An 18,244-nucleotide genomic window follows, 5' to 3' on the forward strand; every position below is an offset into this window, starting at 1 on the left:
TACGGGTCCCCGCCTGGAGCCTGCCCCGCGACGGCTCTCTTTCCCCTCAGTTCCTCACGAGGAGCAGCACGCCCGCGATGACGACGCCGAGGCCGACCGCGAGGGCGCCGTGGGCGAGGCGGTGGCCGCGCAGGACGGGCAGGAAGCGGTCGACGGCGTACCGGCCGGGCCCGGTGAGCGCGAGGGCGGCGGCGCCGGCGGTGAGCAGGAGCTCGTACTCGACGCCCTGCGGGGCGAAGAAGGAGCCGGTGCCCTTCACCGCGATCGCGTTGATCATGGTTCCGACCAGGGCGGCACCCGCCAGCGGCGTGAGCAGCCCGAGCACGAGGCCGAGCCCGCCGAGGGTTTCGGTCAGGCCGGCAAGGACGGCCATGGCGTCGCCCGCCGGGTATCCGCTGGCGGTGAAGAACTGGCCGGTGCCGCTGATGCCGCCGCCGCCGAACCAGCCGAAGAGCTTCTGGACGCCGTGGCCGGCCATGGTCAGACCGAGGACCACGCGCAGGAGGAGCAGGCCGACGTCGTGGGCGGGGGTGGACAGCGCGGCGGCAGAGGCGCGCGCGAGGGGCGCGGCCTGCTCGCCGGCTCGCGGCTTCGGCGTGGTGACGGAGGGGCTGGTCATGGGGGGGGTCCTTCCGGTCGGGCGGCCCGAGGGGCAGGTTGTTCAAATTCGAACGATGCTGTGACCCTAACCCCGCATCCACCGCCGGTTCAAATTGGAACGGCACGTGTAGCCTGGATCCATGGCTGAAACGAAATGGCTGGACGACCGCGAAATGCGCGCCTGGCAGGGGTTCCTGGCCGCTTCCGCCCTGGTCGGCCGCCGCCTCGATCAGCAGCTCAAGGACGACTCCGGACTCTCGCACCCGCAGTACGAGATCCTCGTACGGCTCGCCAGGGCGCCGGAGGGCGAGCTGCGCATGACGGAACTCGCCAACGGGCTCGTCAACTCCAAGAGCGGCCTGTCCTACCAGGTCACACAGATGGAGAAGGCGGGACTGGTCCGCCGCCGCACCTGCCCGTCCGACGTCCGCGGGATCTACGCCGTCCTCACCGAGGCGGGCCGCGCCCGGCTGACGGAAGCCGCGCCGGGGCACGTGACCACGGTGCGGGAGATCCTGGTGGACGTCCTCACCCCCGAGCAGCTCGACGCGCTCGCGGACGGGCTCGGCGAGGTCAGCCGCCGGCTGCGGCCCCAGGGCGCCTGATGGACGCGACGACGGTCTGGCTCGTCGTGGCGGGGGTGGTGGCGGCCGGCCTGGCGGTCACCGCGGCCGTGCTCCTCGTACGGGTCTTCGCGGCCCGCAAGCTCCTGCGCGACGCGGGCATCCCCCTGCGCGACAAGGCCCTGTTCTGGGTCGCCGTGGCGTACACGGTCTCCCCGGTGGACCTGATCCCCGACCCTGTCTACCTGGACGACATCGGCGTCCTGCTCCTGGCCCTGCGCTCCCTCCACGCGGCGGCCTCGGCGGCCCGCCCGCCCAAGGAACTCGACGCGGCTTAGGGGCCTTCGGCGGCCGTCGGCTCAGCTCACCCCGCGCGGGCGGAACTGCACGCTGATGCGGGGGCCGACGGGGCGGGCCGTCTTCGGGACGGCGTGCTCCATCGTCCGCTGGCAGGAGCCGCCCATCACCACCAGGTCGCCGTGGCCCAGGGGCAGGCGGAGCAGGGTGGGGCCGCCATCGCGGGGCCGCAGCGCCAGGTCGCGGGGGTCGCCGACCGAGAGGATGGCGACCATCGTGTCCTCGGTGGCGGAGCGGCCGGTCCGGTCGCCGTGCCAGGCGACGCTGTCGCGCCCGTCGCGGTAGAGGCACAGGCCCGCCGTGGCGAAGGGCTCGCCCAGCTCGGGGGCGTAGTGACGGCTCAGCACGTCCCGCGCCTCGGTGAGGGCGGGGTGCGGCAGCGGGGCCGCCTCGCCGTAGTGCGCGAGCAGCCGCGGGACCGCCACCTCCCGCTCGTACATCTGCCTCCGCTCGGCGTGCCACGGGACGTCCGCCGCGAGCCGTTCGAACAGCGCGTCGGCGCCGGTCAGCCAGCCCGGCAGGTGATCGACCCAGGCCCCGGCACCCAGCTCGGTGCGCCGGATTCCCACCGGCGGGCCGAGCCGGATCTCATCGCCCTGATCGAAGAGCGAGCCCTGGAGTGCGTGCATGGATCCAGGATAACGCGACATTCGAACACATGCGCGAGAGCGGAGAGGCTCGCTCACTTTCGCTCACTTTCGCTTACGAATCGGCCCGGGAGGGCGGGGCCCAGGCCCCGAAACAAGGGTCGTTCACCGCCCCAACAGGGCATTCGATGGTCGTTTCCTGGAAGAGGTCGGAGTGAGAGACCGGGCACCGACCCCCTGGCACCGCAGCACCTGCGGACGAGAAGTCCACCACCGGTCACGAGGAACACGCGATGAGCGCGATCGACGAATTCACCTCCCACACCGTTCCCGAAGTCCTCCACGAGGCCTACGCCTTCAGCTGCCTCGACTGCGGCTTCGGCTGGGAGAAGCGGTACGACGTCCAGCACTACATCGACGGCACCGGCGTCCAGCGCACGCTCTGCACGGTGGACGGCGACCGGGTGCCCTCCCCGCTGACCCGCTCCGAGTGCGCCGCGTGCGGCAGCCACGTCATCCGCATCCTGCGGGCCGGCACGGTCTCGCACGCACACAGGGCGATGACCAGCGGGGCCCGCCCGATGGAGATCCCCTCCTTCGTCTCCCTGCTGCACGGAGGCAAGTGACCGCCATGAGCACCGACACCGTCCCCACCGTCCCCGCCACACCCGCGGCCCTCACCGCGACCACCGGAGCACCCGCGGGACCGGCCACCGGCGCCGCCACCGGGCCGACCGATCCCGGCGCACCCGAGGAGCCCGAGGATTTCGAGCCCCCGGCCTCATGGCCGGACGGGCTCACCACCGCCGAGGCACACCGCCTCCTGCGGGAGCACGGCCCGAACGAGATCGCCGAGGAACACAAGAACCCCCTGCGGGAGTTCCTCGGCTATTTCTGGGCCCCCATCCCCTGGATGATCGAGACCGCGCTGATCCTCTCGATCGCCGTCCAGCACTGGGTCGACGTGGCCATCATCGGCGTCCTGCTCGTCGTCAACGGCCTGGTCGCCTTCATGGAGGAGCACGAGGCCGCCAACGCCATCGCCGCCCTCAAGCAGCGCCTCGCCACCGAGGCCCGCGTCCTGCGCGACGGGGTCTGGCGCACGGAGGCCGTCCGCGAACTGGTTCCGGGCGACATCGTCCGGGTCCGGCTCGGGGACGTCGTCCCGGCCGACGTACGGGCCCTCGGCTCGGGCACCCTCGAAGTCGACCAAGCCGCCCTGACCGGCGAATCCCTGCCCGTCGAGCGGGGCCGCGGCGAGACCCTGTACTCCGGATCGGTCATCGTCCGCGGTGAGACCGACGCCGTGGTCGAGGGCACCGGTACGAACAGCTTCTTCGGGAAGACCACCGCCCTCGTGGGCGAGGCCGGTTCCGTCAGCCACCTCCAGCAGGCCGTCCTGAAGATCGGCAATTACCTGATCCTGCTGGCCGTCGCCCTGGTCACCCTCACCGTCATCGTCTCGGTGGCCCGCGGCAACCCGGTGCTCTCCGTCCTGGAGTTCGCGCTCGTCGTCGTCATCGCCTCCGTGCCCGTAGCCCTGCCCGCCGTCATGTCCGTGACGCTCGCGGTCGGTGCCCGCAACCTCGCCAAGCGCGGCGCCGTCGTCTCGAACCTGCCCGCCGTCGAGGAACTGGGCAGCATCGACATCCTGTGCTCCGACAAGACGGGCACCCTGACCGAGAACCGCCTCGCGATCCTGGACCCCTGGGTCCCGGACGGCATCGACCAGGCCGACCTGCTCGGCTCAGCCGCCCTGGCCTCCCGCGCCGAGAACGGCGACCCGATCGACCGGATCGTGATCTCCACCGCCGCCGACCGGCTGACCGACCCCGGCACCGACTCCGGCTCCGGCACCGGCTGGGCGCACGGCCTGCCGGTCACCGACTTCGTCCCCTTCGACCCGGTCACCAAGCGCACCGAAGCCACCGTCGGCTTCGGCCCCGGTCCCGGCCCGGCGCCGGGCGCGTACCACGTGAGCAAGGGAGCTCCCCAGGTCATCGCCCGGCTGTGCGACGGGGACCCGTCCGCGGCGCACGTCGCCGCCATCGCCGACTCCTTCGCGGCCCGCGGCTTCCGCTCCCTGGGCGTGGCCCGTACCGACGAGTCGGGGGCCTGGCGCCTGCTCGGCATCCTGCCGCTGGCCGATCCGCCGCGCGAGGACACCGCGGACACCGTGGCCGCGGCGAACGAACTGGGCGTCTCGGTGAAGATGGTCACCGGCGACCAGGTCGCCATCAGCCGGGAGCTGGCCCGTCAGATCGGGATGGGCGACAACATCCTGAACACCCACGCGCTGGACGACAGCCGTCCGGAGGCGGAGCTCGCCGAACTCGTCGAGATGTCGGACGGATTCGCGCAGGTCTTCCCCGAGCACAAGTACCGCATCGTCAAGATGCTCCAGGAGCGCGGCCACATCGTCGGCATGACGGGCGACGGGGTCAACGACGCCCCGGCGCTCAAGCAGGCCGACGCCGGCATCGCCGTAGCCGACGCCACGGACGCCGCCCGGGCCGCCGCCGACGTGGTGCTGCTGACCCCCGGCCTGTCGGTCATCTCCCACGCGATCAGCCAGGCCCGGGAGATCATCCAGCGGATGGTCAACTACGCCACCTACCGCATCACGGAGACCATCCGGGTGCTCGGCCTGATCACCCTGACGATCGTCGCGTACAACTTCTTCCCGGTCACCGCGATGATGATCGTCCTGCTGGCTCTGCTGAACGACGGTGCGATCCTGACGATCGCCTACGACAAGGTCCGCGGCTCCCACAAGCCCGTGACCTGGGACATGCGCAGCGTGCTGACCGTGGCCACGGTGCTGGGAGCGGTCGGCGTCGCCGAAACCTTCCTGCTCTTCGTCCTCGGCCGGGAGGTCTTCCACCTGAGCGACGGACTGATCCACTCCCTCGTCTACCTGAGCCTGTCGGTCTCCGGGCAGCTGACCATCTTCGTGACCCGCACCCGGGGCCGGTTCTGGACCTCCCCGGCCCCGGCCAAGCCCTTGGTCATCGCGGTCGCCGTCGCCCAGACCATCGCCACCCTCGTCACCGTGTTCGGCGTCGGAATGACCCCGCTCGGCTGGGGCTGGGCCGCCGCGGTCTGGGGCTACGCGATCTGCTGCTTCCTCCTGGAGGACCAGCTCAAGCTCGCCGCCCACTGGTTCTTGGACCGCCGCCCCGGCGTCCGGTCCGCCGCCCACTGACACGGCCTGCGCCCCGCGCGCGTCCCTCCCGGTCCGGTTCCGGGCGGGACGCGCGCCGTGTCGCGCGCCGGGCCGGGCTCCCTGCCGATGGCAGGGTGCTCGTACACGATCCAACGACGTATCAGCAGGTGAGGAGGGAGCAGGACATGAGGTGGAACTCCTGGGGTCCCGCCGCCTGGGACCGGGCCGCCGCCGTGACGTGCCTGCTGATCACCGTCCCCTTCGAGGTGTACGCCGAGGTCGCGCACCAGTCCTGGGCCAGCCACCCCGTGCTGCGCTGGCTGGGGATCCTCGTTTCCTGCGCCGCGCTGCTGTGGCGCCGGACCCGCTTCCCGCTCGCCGCCCTCGTGGTCCTGGCCGCGACCGCCCTCAGCGCGAAGTTCATCGCCCTCTTCTTCCTCGCCTACGCCGCCGGCCGCCACCAACGCATCCTCTACGCCTACGGGTTCGGCGTGGCTGCCACCGCCGAGCTCATCACGCTCAACGCGCTGGGCTCGGGCCCGCCCCTGGTCCACGAGAGCTCTCCCTCCAGCCTGGCCCTGCTGGCCTCCACCGTGGCCCTGACGAGCGTGGTGGGCGTGACCCGCAGCCGGCACCTGGCGGAGCGGGCCCACCTCCAAGAGGTGGCCCGGGAGCGGGCGGCCGAGGCGGTCAACTCCGAACGGCGCAGGCTCGTACGGGAGTTCCACGATCTGCTGGGCCATGACGTGGCCCTGCTGAACATCCTGGTCGAATCGCTACGGAGCTCCGTGGGCGGGTGGGACCCGGCGGCCGACGGGCTGCTGGACGCGGCGCAGCGGCAGTGCGGGGCCGCGTCGGACCATCTGCGGGGCATGACCGCCGTGCTCCGGCTGCGCGAGCTGGACACGAAGGCCCCGGACGGCGCCGCCGGACTGGACGCCCTGAGCCGCTCGCTCGACAGTGTCAGGGCGGCGGGGGTCGACGTACGGCTCGCGGACGGGTTCGCCGAGGGCTTCGGGCGACTGCCCGCGGCCCATCGGGAGGCCGCCCGCCGGGTGGTCACCGAGGGGCTGACCAACATCCTGCGGTACGCGCCCGGTTCGGCCGTGCGGCTGGCGCTGCGCACGGACCCGTCCGGCTGGACGCTCGACGTCCGCAACGGGCCGCCGGGGGCGCCCGTACGGTCGCTCGCGCCGGGTACCGGCCTCGGGCAGGCCGGGCTCCGCGGCCGGCTGGAGTCGCTGGGCGGCGGGCTCGAGGCGGGGCCGGTCGACGGCCCCGCCGAGGCGGATCACGATTCCGGTGCCGGTACGGATTCCGGGGCCGACGAGGCGCTCCGGGGCGGCGGCTACCTGCTGCGCGCCCACGTCCCCCACTCACCCGAAGGAGCAGAGCAGTGATCCGTATCGTGATCACCGATGACGAGGACGTCATCCGCGCGGGACTGCGCACCATCCTCGCCGTCCCGGACGAGATCGAGGTCGTGGGCGAGGCCGGTTCGGGTTCCGAGGCCGTGGAGGTCGTCGCGGCCCGCTCCCCCGACGTCGTCCTCCTCGACCTGGCCATGCCGGGCGGCCCGGACGGCGCCGAGACCGCCCGGCTGCTGCGCGAGAGCCACCCGGGCCTCGGCATCCTCATCCTGACGACGATCGCGGACGAGGAACAGGTGGCCCGGGTCTGGCGGGCGGGCGCCGACGGCTACCTGCTGAAGACCGCCTCGGGCGCGGAGATGCGCGAGGCGGTCCGCAGCGCCGCCGGACACCGCGCCGTGCTCAGCCCCGACGTGATCACCACCGTCATGAGCCGGTTCGCCAGCCACCACCACCCGGCGCCGACGCCCGAGGTCATGGCACGGGTCCACAGCCTCTCCCAGGGCGAGCTGCGCTGTGTGGTCGCGCTCGCCGACGGGCTCGGCAACCGGGAGATCGCCGAGCGGCTCGGCCTCGCGGAGGGCACGGTCAAGACCCATCTCTCCCGTGCCCTGCACAAGTGCGGCCTCGCCAACCGCACGCAGCTCGCCCTCCTCGCCAACGACCAGCGCGAGCTCCTGACCGGTCTCCTCCGGTGACCGGGCGGCGACGCTACTTCAGGTAGGGGCCGGCGGCGCCCACCTTGCCGGGGGCGGCGTTGCCGCCGCCCAGGTCGAGCACGTAGACCCGCAGGTTGCCCTTGCCGGGGGCCGGGACGGACAGGGTGCCGTTGGAGACGGTCCTCACGTCGCCGGTGACGGCGTCCTTGTACGTGCCGTTGGGTACGCCCGTGTACGTCGCGGCGCCGGTGACGGCCACCAGGGCGAAGCTGTCCACTCCGGTGGCGGCGTCGGTGTAGCGGCGCTTGAAGGCCATGCCCCCCGAGACGCCCTCGGTGGAGTACTGGCCCATCTGGAGCGCGGGCACGGCGCGGCGGATCTCGTTCAGCCGCTGGAGGTGCTTCACCAGGGGAGCTTCGAGGGTCGTGGCGACCGGCCCGGTGGCCGTGGCGACCTTCGAGAAGCCGGAGGCGGTGACCGACCCCGCGATCTTGTCCCCGTAGTACGCGCGGCCGGTGCCGGCGAGCGGGCAGGTCGGGCCGCAGTCGATCTGCTTGCCGGCCTGGAACTCGGTCTCGGAGCCGTAGTACAGGGTCGGGATGCCGCGGAAGGTCCACATCAGGGCCATGTTCTCGGCCCAGGCGTCGGTGCCGCCCGCATAGCGGGTGGACGACTTTCCGGGGCCGAAGTCGTGGCTGTCCACGTAGACGACGTTGTAGGTGGCGTCGTTGTAGCTGTCGTCGGAGCCCTTGCCGTTCTGGAAGGCGTTGTTCGCGTCGCCGAAGTTCATGTGCATGCGCATGTCGATGACGTTCATGCCGGAGAACTTGCTGTGGTCGGGGGCGTGGTAGAGGTTCCCGTCGAGGAAGGCGTTGGTGCTGGTCGGCTGCTTCGCCGGATCGTTGTCGGTCGTGTACTGCTGGACGGCGGCGGTGGCGTCGTCCGCGCTGTACGTCGCCGATTCCTTCCAGGTGTAGTACTGGGCCGACTGGTTGGCCGAGCCCCGGTTCCACTTGTCGTTCACGAAGGAGCCGACTTCGCCGAACACGTAGAAGTCCTGAGCCTTCTGGGCGCCGAACTGCTGGGCCACGCGCTGCTGGATGGCGGGCAGGAAGCGGCGGTTCCAGGTGACGCGGGGAATGTGCACGGCCGTGTCCACGCGGAAGCCGTCGACGCCCATGTCGATGTACTTGTTGTAGGCGCCTATGAGGTAGTTCTGGACGGCCGCGTTCTCGGTGTTGAAGTCGGCCAGGTCCTCGTGGATCCAGCAGGAACGGGCGTCCTCACCCTCCCAGTTGCCGATCCAGCACTGGTGGAACAGGGCCTTGGGGAACATGCCCGAGGTGGGATTGGGCCATTGGCAGTTGTAGATGGTGTAGCCCTCGGCGCTCTTGTACTGCGTGGCCACGCCCCAGTTGACGCAGGTGTTGCCGGACGGCTCGGCGGTCGACCACAAGTCGCCGTTGTAGTACGACTTTCCGCTCTTGGGGTCCACGGTGAGGCCGTCGTACTCGAAGCCGGCCTGCTTCTCGTCGTAGTACCAGGACCACTGCGCGTCGCGCACGCCGTAGACGGTGGGGGTGAACAGGCCCTTGGCGCCCCAGCGGGAACTGTGGTTGTAGACCACGTCCTGGTAGATCTTGACGCCCTTGGCGTGGGCGGCGTTGATGAGGTCCTGATAGGAGGCGCCCGCCGATTCCAGGCGGGGGTCGACCTTGTAGAAGTCGTAGCCGTGATAGCCGTGGTAGTCGTAGTCCGAGCGGTTCAGGACGACCGGGGTGATCCAGATCGCGGAGAAGCCGAGGGCTTTGACGTAGTCGAGCTTCTCGACCAGACCCTTGAAGTCTCCCCTGAACATGGGGTCGTTGTTGGCGGCGTTCCCGGACTTCACGTCCTGGCTGCCGCCCCGGTTGTTGGCGCCGTCACCGTCGTTGAAGCGGGCGGTGAGGACGAAGTAGATCGGGTCCTTGCGCGGGTCTCCGCCCAGCGGCGCGGATCCGGCGGGGGCCGGGGGCCGGGTTCCGGTGGTGGCGACGGCCGAGGCCGAGGAGGCGGAGGTGTTCCCGGCCGCGTCCACCGCCTTGACCGTGTAGGTGTAGGCGGTGCGCTCCTCCAGGTTGGATTCGGTGAGGACCGTGGAGGCGACCGAGGTGACCACGGTGCCCTTGGTGCCGCCCGAGCGGGTGACCTGGTAGCCGGTCACTCCCCGGTCGTCCGTGGCGGCGTCCCAGGTCACGACGGTGGACACGTCGGTCGCGGCCGCCCGGAGGCCGGCGGGCACGGTGGGCGCGGTGGTGTCGGGGACGGCGGCGGCGCACGGGTCCGCGGCGTTCGCGGTGACCGTGGTGTCCTTCACCGTGGACAAACCCGTGCCGAGGGCGTAGTTCCTGCCGTTGTTGTTGTCCCAGGTGCCGTTGCCGTTGTTGAAGGTCGCTGCGAGGCCGGCGGCCGAGCCGAGCGACACCGTCTTCTTCACCCAGCCCGTGCAGGCCGGGTCCATTCCGGTGCCGGGGACGGTGGTCCAGGCGCCGCCGGTCGGCGCCCAGTGCAGATTGACGGTCGGCCAGCCGACGGTCGCCGTCGCGTAGTAGACGGTGGCGCTCGCGCCGGTGCCCGTGCCGCCGCCCGGGTCCGCGGCGCAGGGGTCGCTGTGCGCCACGACCCCGTCCTTGACGGTGATGACCCCGGTGCCCAGGGCGTAGTTCTTGCCCCCGTTGTTGTCCCAGGTCCCCTGGCCGTTGTTGAAGGTCGCCTGAAGGCCGGCGGCCGAGCCGAGGCTGACGGTCTTCTTCACCCAGTCGGTACAGGCGGCTTCCATCCCGGTGCCGGGCACGGTGGTCCAGCTACCGCCGTCGGGTGCCCAATGCAGTTTGTAGGCAGTCCAGTTGCGGGTCTTGGTGTAGTAGAAGACCGTCGCCGTGCCGTCGCCGACCGCCGTCACGGCGGCGGGAGCCGCCTCGGCGAGCGAGGCCCCGGCGGCCGGCAGCGCGGCCGCCAGACTCCCCGCGACGGCCAGGGCCAGGGCGGTGGACCGCCCTCTGGGATGTGAGCGCGTACGTGATCTCAAGGTCTGCTCCTCGAAGCGGGGCCCAACAGCCCTGCGGCTCCGCGGCATTGAAAACTTGCCGCAAGGTTTTGCGGGGAGGTTAGCGGGCTGTCACCAGCACGTGAAGCCCTCGTGAACGGGAAATCTCGCCACCGCGCACATCGGGGCAGCCCTCATGGACCCTTTAGGGGGAGAAGCGGTGCAATGGCTTGCAGAAATTTTCCCCGGGCGGGTGGGCGAGCGAGCGCGGTGCGAGGCGCAACGGCGGCCGCGCGGGGATATGGATAAGTCGACACAACCGGCGCCGATACACCGACGGAGCCGGCCCGGACCGGGCACCTCTGGGTGCCGCCGAGACCGACGGGGACGGACTGGGGCCGGCCGGGGGCCGGCGGGTACGGACCGGGGACCGCCAGGTACGGACTAGGGCAGACCGGGGACCAGCGGGTACGGACCGGGGATTGACCGGGAGCCGCGGAGACCGACCAGGGCCGGCGGACACCAGCGGGTACCAGCAGGTCCCGACCGAGACCGGCCGGGACCAGCGGCGACCGGCCGGGGGCCTCCGAGGCCTCCGAGGCCTCCGGGGCAGGCCGTACGCCCGCTGCCGCCCTACCGGCCGCCGCGCAGGGTTTCGATCTCGCGGCGTTCGCGCTTCGTCGGGCGGCCCGCGCCGCGGTCGCGGATGCCGACCACCGCCGCCTCCACCGGGGTCGGCGGCGGCGGGCTGTTGTCCGTCAGGCATTCCGCGGCGGCCGGGGCTCCGACCCGCTTGGAGACCGGGCGCCGGACCACCACGATGCGCTCGCGCCCCGCGTGGAACAGGCGCACCTCGTCCCCGGCCCGCACCGCCTGGGCCGGCTTCGCGCGCTCCCCATTGACCCGCACGTGTCCCGCCCGGCACGCCGTGGCGGCGATCGCGCGCGTCTTCGTCAGCCGGACCGACCAGATCCACACGTCGACCCGCGCCGACCCCGCACCCGCGGTTCCCTCTTCAGCCATGCACCGACTCTAGCGAGACGAGCCGGGCCGGGCCGAGCCCTCGGAAACGGAGCGGCTTTTGGCAGTTCCGACAACGAGTTGGCACCTGCCATGGATATCATCCCAATGGAATTGCAAATGCCGCACACGTGCACCTACCTTGTCGCACATGCAGTCCTACACCATCGGTCAGGCGGCCCGCCTTCTCGGCGTCAGCCCCGACACCGCCCGCCGCTGGGCCGACGCCGGCCGTGTCGCGACCCATCGCGACGAGAGCGGTCGCCGGCTGATCGACGGTCGCGCCCTGGCCGCCTTCTCCGTCGAGGTGGGCCAGGGGGCCCACGCCGAGGAGGGCGAGACCTACACCTCGGCCCGCAACGCCTTCCCGGGCATCGTCACCGCCGTCAAGCTCGGCAACGTGGCCGCCCAGGTCGAGATCCAGGCCGGTCCCCACCGCCTGGTCTCCCTGCTGACCCGGGAGGCGGTCGACGAACTCGGCCTGCGGGTCGGCATGCGGGCCACCGCCCGCGTGAAGTCGACCAGCGTGCACATCGACCGCGCCTGACCCCGCTCCGCACAACCGCTCAGTACGACGCGCCCCCACCCGCTCCGCCCGTCACCGGCGCGGGTCACCACCGCGCGGATCCGGCACCAGGCCGGCCGCCGACCCCACCGAGGAGCACCAGCTCATGTCCCCGTTCCTGCCCCTGAACCGCCGCACCGCCGCGCTCACCCTCTCCGCCGCCCTGCTCGTGCCGGCGCTCGCCGCCTGCGGCAGCGGCGACGACAAGAAGGACACGGCCGCCTCCCCGAGCGCCTCCGCGTCCGCCGAGCCCAAGGCCGCGAACCTGACGGTGCTGGCCGCGGCCTCCCTCACCGACGTGTTCAAGACCGCCGGCGCGGCGTACGAGAAGGCACACCCCGGCACCAAGATCACTTTCTCCTTCGCGGGTTCGCAGGAGCTCGCCGCCCAGGTCAAGCAGGGTGCCCCGGCCGACGCTCTGGTCACCGCCGACACCAAGACCATGACGGGCCTGCTGGGCGAGACCAACGACCCGGCGATCATCGCCAAGAACCGTCTGGTCATCGCCACCGGCAAGGGCAACCCGTTCAAGATCGCCGGCCTCAAGGACCTCGCCGACACCAAGATCAAGGTCGTACTGGCCGCGCCCGAGGTTCCGGTCGGCCGCTACAGCAAGCAGATCCTCGACGCGCAGAAGATCGAGGTGAAGCCGGTCTCCCAGGAGCCCAACGTCCGCGCCGTGCTGAGCAAGGTCGAGCTGGGCGAGGCCGACGCCGGTCTCGTCTACAAGACCGACACCCTCAAGTCCGGTGACAAGGTCGCCGTCGTGGAGATCCCGGACGCCGAGAACGCCGTGGCCTCGTACCCGGCCGCCTCGCTCAAGGGTTCCAAGAACGCCGAGGCCGCGGCCGCGTTCGTGGCGTGGCTGAGCACCCCGGAGGCTCAGAAGATCCTTCAGGACGCGGGCTTCCAGAAGCCGTAACCGCCTGCCGGCAGCGGCGAACGGAGGGGGACCGCCCGGTCCGGGGGGACGGGCGGTCCCCCTCCGTTCGCCGTCCGCGCATTACCCTTCACACGCGGCCCGGGCGTCCCGACCTCGCCCCGGCGACGTCCCGACATCCCCGGCCAGGAACCCACATGAGCAGACTCCGTACCCGCCGCGCCCGGCCTCCCGTGGCTCTGGCGCTCCCCGCGCTGCTCGCCGTGGCGTTCCTGCTGATGCCGCTCGTCGGCATCCTCAGCCGCACCCAGTGGCGCGATCTCGGCGCGCACCTCACCAGCCCCGGTGTGGTCGAGGCGCTCCGGCTCTCGCTCGTCGTGTCCCTGTGGGCCCTCGGCCTCTCCCTCCTCCTCGGGGTGCCGCTGGCCTGGCTGCTGGCCCGCGTCGAGTTCAAGGGCAAGGCGCTCGTGCGCTCGCTGGTCCTGCTCCCCATGGTGCTGCCGCCCACGGTCGGCGGTGTCGCCCTGCTGCTCGGTTTCGGCCGGCGCGGGCTGCTCGGACCCTGGCTGGAGGGCACCTTCGGCATCACGCTGCCCTTCCACACCTCCGGCGCGGTCATCGCGGCCACCTTCGTCGCGATGCCCTTCCTCGTGATCAGCCTGGAGGGCGCGCTCGGCGGGCTCAAGCCGAGCTACGAGGAGACCGCCGCCTCCCTGGGTTCCACGCCGCTGCGCGTGTTCTTCACCGTGACGCTGCCGATGGTGGCCCCGGGCCTGATCGCCGGAGCCGCGCTGACCTGGGCCCGGGCGCTCGGCGAGTTCGGTGCCACCATCACCTTCGCGGGCAACCTCCCGGGCACCACCCAGACCCTGCCGCTCCAGGTCTACCTGCTGCTCCAGGACCAGCCCGAGGCCGCCACCTCCGTGTCCCTGCTGCTGCTCGCGATCGCCATGGCCGTACTCGTCGCCCTGCGCGGGCGGTGGACGGGAACCCCCGCCGCCCGCGGGGAGTCCGGCGCGCCGGTGGACTCCGAGGAGACCGCCGGCCCGGCCCCCGTGGTCCCGGTGGTCCCCGTACCGTCCGCGGTTCCGGGCGCCCCCGGGGTTCCGGGTTCCCCCGGGACGTCGGTCTCCCCCGAGGCGCCGGCCGACGGCGGGCACTGGCCGCTGCACGCCAGCGTCACCGGTTTCAACGAGCTCATCCTCGACGCCGAACCCGGCACCACCATCGCCGTCGTCGGCGAGAACGGCGCGGGCAAGACCACCCTCCTCCGGGCCCTGCTCGGGCTCACCCCCCGCGCCCACGCGGAACTCCGCCTCGGCGACGCCGACGTGACCGACCTGCCCCCGCACCGGCGCCAGGTCGCCTGGGTCCCCCAGGACGGGGCGCTGTTCCCGCACCTGAGTGCGCTCGCCAACACCTCGTACGGGCTGCGCGCCCGCCGGGTGCCCCGGGCCGCGGCCCGGGCGGAGGCGCAGGCCTGGCTGGACCGGCTCGGCGTCGGACACCTCGCCCACCGCAAGCCCGCCCAGCTCTCCGGCGGGCAGGCCCAGCGGGTGGCGCTGGCCCGCGCGCTGGCCGCCCGGCCCCGGCTGCTCCTGCTCGACGAACCCCTCGCCGCCCTCGACCAGACCACCCGCGCCCATGTCCGGCACACCCTGCGCACCCATCTGGCCGGCTTCGGCGGGGTCTGCCTGATCGTCACGCACGACCCCGTCGAGGCGGTGTCCCTGGCCGACCGGGTCCTCGTACTCTCCGACGGGCGGACCCTGCAGGACGCCCCGCCGTCCGAGGTGACCCGGCACCCGCGGTCTCCGTGGGTGGCCCGGATGCTGGGGCGCAACGCCTGGCCCGGCACGTCCTCGGCCGACGGTCTGGAACTCGCCGGCGGGGGGCGCCTGGTGGTGGCCGAGGCGCTGCCCGAAGGGACGCAGGCGCTCGCGATCATCGCCCCCGAGGCGGTGTCCGTGCACCGGGACCGCCCGGGCGGCAGCCCTCGTAACGTATGGCCCGGCACCGTACGAGAGATCACCGCGGTCGGCAGCCGGCTGCGCGTACTGGTCGGCTCGGACCAGGCACCCGACCTGGTCGCGGAGATCACTCCCGAGGCCGCCGCGGAACTGGGCATCGTCGACGGCGCCGCGGTGTGGACCAGCGTGAAGGCGACCGAGGTCACCGTCGTGAGCCTCTGAGCGGCCCCTACCCCGGTCCGGGCGACGTGTGCGCCGAGGTCGGGGACGGGGACGGGGACGGGGAGATCATCGGCGCCGTGGCCCTGACCGTCTTCACGAACTGCTTCGACTCCGTGGCCCGTACCGGAGTCGACTTCCCGGCCGTCGATGTGCCCGTCACGGTCTGAGCCGTCCTTCCGGACCGGGTGGGCTCGGCCGACCCGGTCCGGAAGGGCCTCGGAGCGTCCGCCACGGGGGCAGGTTCCCCGCCGGAGCGACGGGGAACCTGCCGGCGGACGCGCTCAGGCGCCCACGTAGGTCGCGAGGTGCTCGCCGGTGAGGGTGGCGCGGCCTTCGACGAGGGCGGCCGGAGTGCCCTCGAAGACGATCCGGCCGCCGTCGTGACCGGCGCCGGGGCCGAGGTCGATGATCCAGTCGGCGTGCGCCATGACCGCCTGGTGGTGTTCGACCACGATCACCGACTTGCCGGAGTCGACGAGCCGGTCGAGGAGGCCGAGGAGCTGCTCGACGTCGGCGAGGTGCAGGCCCGCGGTCGGCTCGTCGAGTACGTAGACCCCGCCCTTCTCCCCCATGTGCGTGGCCAGCTTGAGCCGCTGCCGCTCGCCCCCGGAGAGGGTGGTCAGCGGCTGCCCGAGGCTGAGGTAGCCCAGCCCGACGTCCGCCAGCCGCTCCAGGATCTTGTGCGCGGCCGGGGTGCGCGCCTCGCCCTCGCCGAAGAACTCGGCGGCCTCGGTGACCGGCATCGCGAGGACCTCGCTGATGTCGCGGCCGCCGAGGTGGTGTTCCAGGACCGAGGCGTGGAAGCGCTTGCCGTCGCACTCCTCGCAGATGGTCGAGACGCCGGCCATGATCGCCAGGTCGGTGTAGACGACCCCCGCACCGTTGCAGCCGGGGCAGGCGCCCTCGGAGTTGGCGCTGAAGAGGGCCGGCTTCACGCCGTTGGCCTTGGCGAAGGCCTTGCGGATCGGCTCGAGCAGGCCCGTGTACGTCGCCGGGTTGCTCCGCCGGGAACCGCGGATCGCGCCCTGGTCCACCGAGATGACACCCTCGCTCGCGGGGATCGAACCGTGCACGAGCGAGCTCTTGCCGGAGCCCGCCACGCCGGTGACCACGACGAGCACCCCGAGCGGTACGTCGACGTCGACGCCCCGCAGGTTGTGCGTCTTCGCGCCGCGGATCTCCAGCTTCCCGTCGGGCTCGCGCACCGTTTCCTTCAGGCTCGCGCGGTCTCCGAAGTGCCGGCCCGTGATGGTGTCGCCCGCCCGCAGCCCCTCGACGGTGCCCTCGAAGCAGATGGTGCCGCCGCCCTGGCCCGCGCCGGGGCCGAGGTCGACGACGTGGTCGGCGATCGCGATCGTCTCCGGCTTGTGCTCCACGACGAGCACCGTGTTGCCCTTGTCGCGCAGCCGCAGCAGGAGCCGGTTCATCTGCTGGATGTCGTGGGGGTGCAAGCCGACGGTGGGCTCGTCGAACACGTAGGTGACGTCGGTGAGCGAGGAGCCGAGGTGCCTGATCATCTTGACGCGCTGGGCCTCGCCGCCCGACAGCGTGCCCGAGGGCCGGTCCAGGGACAGGTAGCCCAGCCCGATCTCCACGAACGAGTCCAGGGTCTGGCGCAGCGTGGCCAGGAGCGGGGCCACCGAGGGCTCGTCGAGGTCGCGGACCCACTTGGCCAGGTCGCTGATCTGCATCGCGCAGGCGTCGGCGATGCTGATCTTCTTGATCTTCGAGGACCGCGCCCCCGCGCTGAGCCGGGTGCCCTCGCAGTCGGGACAGACGGTGAAGGTCACCGCACGCTTCACGAACGCCCGGATGTGCGGCTGCAGCGCCTCCACGTCCTTCGACAGCATCGACTTCTGGAGCTTCGGGATGATGCCCTCGTAGGTGAGGTTGATCCCCTCGACCTTGATCTTCGTCGGCTCCTTGTGGAGCAGGTCGCTCAGCTCGCGCTTGGTGTACTTGCGGATCGGCTTGTCCATGTCGAAGAAGCCGGAGCCGCTGAAGATGCGGCCGTACCAGCCCTCCATCGTGTAGCCGGGGATGGTGAGGGCGCCCTCGCTGAGGGACTTGGTGTCGTCGTACAGCGCGGTGAGGTCGATGTCGTTGACCGAGCCCCGGCCCTCGCAGCGCGGGCACATGCCGCCGGTGATGCTGAAGGTGCGCTTCTCCTTCACGGTCTGCCCGGCGCGCTCCATGGTGACCGCGCCGGCCCCGCTGATCGAGGCCACGTTGAAGGAGAAGGCCTTGGGCGAGCCGATGTGCGGCTTTCCGAGCCGGCTGAAGAGGATGCGCAGCATCGCGTTCGCGTCGGTGGCGGTGCCCACCGTGGAGCGGGGGTCGGAGCCCATCCGCTGCTGGTCGACGGTGATCACGGTGGTCAGCCCGTCGAGCACGTCCACCTCGGGCCGGGCCAGGGTCGGCATGAAGCCCTGGAGGAAGGCGCTGTAGGTCTCGTTGATCAGCCGCTGCGATTCGGCGGCGATGGTGTCGAACACCAGGGAGCTCTTGCCCGAGCCGGACACGCCGGTGAAGACCGTGAGCCGGCGCTTGGGGATCTCGACGCTGACGTCCTTGAGGTTGTTCACCCGCGCGCCGTGTACGCGGATCAGGTCGTGGACGTCGGCGGCGTGCGGCTCGGGTGACTGCGCGCCCGTCCTCGTGACCTTGCTCATCGTGTCTCCATACTGTTCGGCCGGCGCCGCCGGGTCGGGCCGGCGTCGCCCGCGCGGTCGCGGCAACGCCTTCCTGTCTACCCGATCGGCGGTGTCGTCGGTGAGCGGCGCCAGGTAAGAGGTGCGGTGGATCTCAGTGCGTGCGGGGCTGGTGGAACCGGAGCATGTTGCCGGCCGGGTCGCGGAAGGCGCAGTCCCGGACACCGTACGGCTGGTCGATCGGCTCCTGGAGCACCTCGGCGCCGGCGGCCCGGATGCGGTCGAAGGTGGCGTCGCAGTCCTCGGTGGCGAAGATGACACCGCGCAGCAGGCCCTTGGCCAGCAGTTCCGCCATGGCCTCGCGGTCGGCGGACGAGGCGTTCGGGTTCGCGACGGGCGGTTCGAGGACGATGTCCACATCCGGCTGCGCGGGCGAACCGAGGGTCACCCAGCGCATCCCCCCGAAGCCGACGTCGCCCCGGACCTCCAGCCCGAGGACGTCCCGGTAGAAGGGGAGCGCCGTGTCGTGGTCGTCGACGGCGATGAAGCACTGCGCAAGGCTGATGTCCATGGGTTTCACGCTACGGGCGGGGGGCCGGCGGGGGCTTC

General features: G+C 71.9%; 16 protein-coding genes. 10 read left to right on the forward strand and 6 right to left on the reverse strand.

Going from position 1 to position 18,244, the window contains the following annotated elements:
• Positions 1-46: 46 nt before the first annotated feature.
• A complete protein-coding gene (locus tag ACFYYB_RS21470) occupies positions 47-619 on the reverse strand; it encodes a DoxX family protein (protein WP_389436813.1) in 573 nt (190 codons plus the stop codon).
• Between the two features lie 121 nt (positions 620-740).
• Here ACFYYB_RS21470 and ACFYYB_RS21475 point away from each other — a divergent pair, with 121 nt between their 5' ends.
• On the forward strand, positions 741-1,205 hold the full coding sequence (locus tag ACFYYB_RS21475; RefSeq protein WP_389436814.1) for a MarR family winged helix-turn-helix transcriptional regulator: 465 nt from the start codon (positions 741-743) through the stop codon (positions 1,203-1,205).
• Positions 1,205-1,501 carry a YkvA family protein gene (locus tag ACFYYB_RS21480; protein WP_389436815.1) on the forward strand — a complete coding sequence of 99 codons (297 nt, stop codon included), beginning with the start codon at positions 1,205-1,207 and terminating at the stop codon, positions 1,499-1,501. Before ACFYYB_RS21475 ends, ACFYYB_RS21480 begins: the two co-directional genes overlap by 1 nt.
• Before the next feature lie 21 nt (positions 1,502-1,522).
• Here ACFYYB_RS21480 and ACFYYB_RS21485 read toward each other — a convergent pair whose 3' ends face one another.
• A complete protein-coding gene (locus ACFYYB_RS21485) occupies positions 1,523-2,149 on the reverse strand; it encodes an alpha-ketoglutarate-dependent dioxygenase AlkB (protein WP_389436816.1) in 627 nt (208 codons plus the stop codon).
• 251 nt (positions 2,150-2,400) lie between these two features.
• Between ACFYYB_RS21485 and ACFYYB_RS21490 the strand changes: the two genes are divergently transcribed.
• The 4 genes from ACFYYB_RS21490 (at position 2,401) to ACFYYB_RS21505 (ending at position 7,341) form a co-directional block, all read left to right on the forward strand.
• Complete coding sequence (locus tag ACFYYB_RS21490) at positions 2,401-2,733, forward strand: hypothetical protein (protein ID WP_389436817.1); 333 nt, start codon at positions 2,401-2,403, stop codon at positions 2,731-2,733.
• Positions 2,734-2,738: 5 nt separating this feature from the next.
• Positions 2,739-5,312, forward strand: coding sequence for a plasma-membrane proton-efflux P-type ATPase (locus tag ACFYYB_RS21495; protein WP_389436818.1), 2,574 nt, complete (start codon positions 2,739-2,741; stop codon positions 5,310-5,312).
• 146 nt (positions 5,313-5,458) lie between these two features.
• Positions 5,459-6,673 (forward strand): sensor histidine kinase, encoded by a 1,215-nt coding sequence (locus ACFYYB_RS21500; RefSeq protein ID WP_389436819.1) that lies wholly within the window; start codon positions 5,459-5,461, stop codon positions 6,671-6,673.
• A complete protein-coding gene (locus tag ACFYYB_RS21505) occupies positions 6,670-7,341 on the forward strand; it encodes a response regulator (RefSeq protein ID WP_389436820.1) in 672 nt (223 codons plus the stop codon). The genes ACFYYB_RS21500 and ACFYYB_RS21505 overlap by 4 nt, the downstream gene beginning before the upstream one ends.
• Before the next feature lie 13 nt (positions 7,342-7,354).
• On the opposite strand, the gene ACFYYB_RS21510 is transcribed toward ACFYYB_RS21505, so the two are convergent.
• Together ACFYYB_RS21510 and ACFYYB_RS21515 are read right to left on the reverse strand one after the other, a co-directional pair.
• Positions 7,355-10,417 (reverse strand): carbohydrate binding domain-containing protein, encoded by a 3,063-nt coding sequence (locus tag ACFYYB_RS21510; protein WP_389436821.1) that lies wholly within the window; start codon positions 10,415-10,417, stop codon positions 7,355-7,357.
• Between the two features lie 543 nt (positions 10,418-10,960).
• Complete coding sequence (locus tag ACFYYB_RS21515; RefSeq protein WP_274547381.1) at positions 10,961-11,350, reverse strand: RNA-binding S4 domain-containing protein; 390 nt, start codon at positions 11,348-11,350, stop codon at positions 10,961-10,963.
• 148 nt (positions 11,351-11,498) lie between these two features.
• Between ACFYYB_RS21515 and ACFYYB_RS21520 the strand changes: the two genes are divergently transcribed.
• The 4 genes from ACFYYB_RS21520 (at position 11,499) to ACFYYB_RS21535 (ending at position 15,151) form a co-directional block, all read left to right on the forward strand.
• The gene (locus ACFYYB_RS21520) at positions 11,499-11,894 is read left to right on the forward strand and encodes a molybdopterin-binding protein (RefSeq protein ID WP_389436822.1); all 396 of its coding nucleotides are present in this window, start codon (positions 11,499-11,501) and stop codon (positions 11,892-11,894) included.
• Positions 11,895-12,018: 124 nt separating this feature from the next.
• Positions 12,019-12,834, forward strand: a complete 816-nt coding sequence (modA, locus tag ACFYYB_RS21525; RefSeq protein WP_389436823.1) for a molybdate ABC transporter substrate-binding protein — start codon at positions 12,019-12,021, stop codon at positions 12,832-12,834.
• A gap of 155 nt (positions 12,835-12,989) precedes the next feature.
• Positions 12,990-14,984 (forward strand): ABC transporter permease, encoded by a 1,995-nt coding sequence (locus ACFYYB_RS21530; protein ID WP_389436824.1) that lies wholly within the window; start codon positions 12,990-12,992, stop codon positions 14,982-14,984.
• A 26-nt stretch (positions 14,985-15,010) separates the two neighbouring features.
• Positions 15,011-15,151, forward strand: coding sequence for a hypothetical protein (locus ACFYYB_RS21535; RefSeq protein WP_389436825.1), 141 nt, complete (start codon positions 15,011-15,013; stop codon positions 15,149-15,151).
• Positions 15,152-15,265: 114 nt separating this feature from the next.
• Here the strand turns inward: ACFYYB_RS21535 and ACFYYB_RS21540 are convergent, their stop codons facing one another.
• Together ACFYYB_RS21540 and ACFYYB_RS21545 are read right to left on the reverse strand one after the other, a co-directional pair.
• Positions 15,266-17,656 carry an ATP-binding cassette domain-containing protein gene (locus ACFYYB_RS21540; protein WP_389436826.1) on the reverse strand — a complete coding sequence of 797 codons (2,391 nt, stop codon included), beginning with the start codon at positions 17,654-17,656 and terminating at the stop codon, positions 15,266-15,268.
• 133 nt (positions 17,657-17,789) lie between these two features.
• Entirely contained in the window at positions 17,790-18,206 is a 417-nt protein-coding gene (locus ACFYYB_RS21545; RefSeq protein ID WP_389436827.1) for a VOC family protein, read from the reverse strand.
• Positions 18,207-18,244: the final 38 nt, after the last annotated feature.

The sequence above is a fragment of the Streptomyces sp. NPDC002886 genome (genome assembly GCF_042888445.1).
Classification (GTDB): domain Bacteria; phylum Actinomycetota; class Actinomycetes; order Streptomycetales; family Streptomycetaceae; genus Streptomyces.